This is a genomic window from Arthrobacter sp. H20, assembly GCF_000520515.1.
Classification (GTDB): Bacteria; Actinomycetota; Actinomycetes; order Actinomycetales; family Micrococcaceae; genus Arthrobacter_D.
Genome location: NZ_KI914745.1, coordinates 31656 through 33399 on the forward strand (window position 1 = coordinate 31656; position 1744 = coordinate 33399).

At 64.9% G+C, this 1744-nt stretch carries 1 protein-coding gene and 1 rRNA gene; both read right to left on the reverse strand.

Annotated features, from left to right (window positions below):
* On the reverse strand, nucleotides 1–1281 hold a 1281-nt coding region (locus Y703_RS23175; RefSeq protein ID WP_253908051.1), incomplete at its 3' end, for a hypothetical protein.
* A 202-nt stretch (nucleotides 1282–1483) separates the two neighbouring features.
* Nucleotides 1484–1600 (reverse strand): 5S ribosomal RNA (gene rrf / locus Y703_RS0113450).
* Between the last annotated feature and the right edge of the window lie 144 nt (nucleotides 1601–1744).

A 1744-nucleotide genomic window follows, 5' to 3' on the forward strand; every position in this document is an offset into this window, starting at 1 on the left:
GGAACCGGCCGCCGCTTCCACTGGTTCCTGGGCAGCAGCCGTCTCCGCTGCTTCCTGTCCGGCTGATTTCTCTTGGACCGACCGATTGTCGTCCGACTCAGCGGCGGTGTCCTCCGGGGATACGTCGCCTGCTTCGGACCGGCGTTCTGCCACCGGGGCACTGCCCGGACTGCTCACTGGGGCGGACGCCACCCGGCGTCGTGCGGCTGAGGCATCGGGGGCTTGGTCCTCGTCCCCGGCGAGATCCACAATGTCGGGTTCAGCGAACTCGCCCAATCCGAGCGCGCTGTCAGCTATACCTGCCTGGCGGCGCCACTGCTCTGCTTCTGCGGCCCGGCCAACAGCGGCAAGCGCTTCGGCATAGGCGCGGAACAGCCGCGGGCTATAGCTGAAAGCGCGATTGCGATCGAGTTGGCTTATTTCCAGTGAGGCAACTGCTGCCTCATGTTGTCCGAGGTCCGAGCGCGCGCCCGAGACCACCATGGCAAGTTCGACCTGGCCCGCTGTGCTGAGCGCCGCTGCTTCCTCCAAACGCGCCAGATCAAGTGCGCGATCGGGGCGCCCAAGCCCGCGTTCACAGTCCGCCATAACCGGCAGGTGGTCATTGGAGCCGCTGATTCGACGGTAGGTTCGGAATTCCCTCAGTGCCTCTCCGTAGTGCCCTGCCGCATAGGCAGTGAGACCGACAGCTTCGCGCACGACGGCGAGCCTGCCGCCACGGCGGCTGGCAGCTAGCGCATGCTGGAAAGCCAGTTCTGGTTCGTCCTCAAGGAGTCGCCCGGCCATCACCAGATGGCGCGCCACCCACTCGGCACTCTTTTCCTCTAGGTTGCGGATCTGCGCGCGGGTGACCCGATCCAGCTCGGCGCCGGTGACGTCTTCATCGATGTCGGGTGACCGTTCACGGTCGGGCCTGTTGGCGCTGCGCAGGTCCCGCGCGTTGAAGGAGCGTTTTCCGCTTTCGGTTCGTTCGGATCCGCCACGGTTCTCATCACGTGGGCCTCCCCCCCGGGTCTGGCCACCAGCGGATCCACGGCCGGCAGCGGAACCAGCAGTGCCCCGTCCACCACCTGACGATCCGCCGCGCTGGCCGTCACGTGAAGCCGATGATCCGCCGGTGCTCGGGCGTGCACTCCGGTAGCCAGCCGACCTATCGTCGCGGGAAGCCGAACTTCGCGGGGTGTCACTGCGCCCGTCAAAGGACCGGCCGCCCTGACTGCCTGTTCGATCGGGCCGTCGTTCTCCCCGGCCCGCTCCTTGGTTGCGGTCTTGGTCGGCCATGGCTGCGCGGTTCCTCTCATTACGAGCGGCCCAGCACTGAATGCGGTGCCCACTCGGTTTCTCTATGAATCTATGTGGCCGGCATGCTTAGCCGCCCTATCCATTGTAGGGCCTGCCTCATACCAGCGACTTTACCGGGTGTGTGGGTGGGGGGTTTAACGGTGAAAGGCCCCACCGTGGGTGGGGCCTTTCGTTAATGGTTGTCCGGCGGTGTCCTACTCTCCCACACTCTCTCGGGTGCAGTACCATCGGCGCTGTGGGTCTTAGCTTCCGGGTTCGGAATGGGACCGGGCGTTTCCCCCACGCTGTGACCGCCGTAACCCTGTGTCCCTGGTCCCCGGGGGTGTTCGTGAGAACACTCCCCGGGGGTGGGAAATTTGTGGTTACAACTTGTGTATGTAGTTGTGTGTTCCAGTGTTGTGCTGGATGGTTCCTGTTGTTGGTTGGGAACCGCATAGTGGAC